The following is a 490-nucleotide window of genomic DNA, read 5'->3' as shown; positions in this document are numbered from 1 at the left end:
CACGCCGCGCAAGACGCAGATCGTGGATTGGGACTCGGATCTGGATGATGAGGACCTGATTGCCCGCGAGGACATGGTCGTCACCGTGTCCCATGCCGGCTACATCAAGCGCGTGCCGCTCTCGACCTACCGGGCGCAGCGCCGCGGCGGCAAGGGCCGTTCCGCAATGACGACGAGGGACGAGGATTTCGTCACCCGTCTCTTCGTGGCGAACACCCACACGCCCGTCATATTCTTCTCCTCCGAAGGCCAGGCCTACAAGGAGAAGGTGTGGCGCCTGCCGCTGGCGGCCCCCAACGCCAAGGGCAAGGCCCTGGTGAACATGCTGCCCATCAAGCAGGGCGAGCGCATCACCACCATCATGCCGCTGCCTGAGGACGAGGCATCCTGGGACAAGCTGGACGTGATGTTCGCCACCTCCCGGGGCACGGTCCGCCGCAACAAGCTGTCGGACTTCGTCCAGGTCAATCGCGGCGGCAAGATCGCCATG

Annotated in this window: 1 protein-coding gene; it reads left to right on the top strand. The window is 64.9% G+C overall.

Annotated elements, in window-relative coordinates; all coding sequences use genetic code 11:
- On the top strand, window positions 1-490 hold a 490-nt coding region (locus tag C7G61_RS43295; RefSeq protein ID WP_274542325.1), incomplete at both ends, for a DNA gyrase C-terminal beta-propeller domain-containing protein.

The organism is Bradyrhizobium algeriense (genome assembly GCF_003062295.1).
GTDB classification, from domain to species: domain Bacteria; phylum Pseudomonadota; class Alphaproteobacteria; order Rhizobiales; family Xanthobacteraceae; genus Bradyrhizobium; species Bradyrhizobium algeriense.
This window is presented reverse-complemented; position numbering and strand designations above follow the sequence as displayed.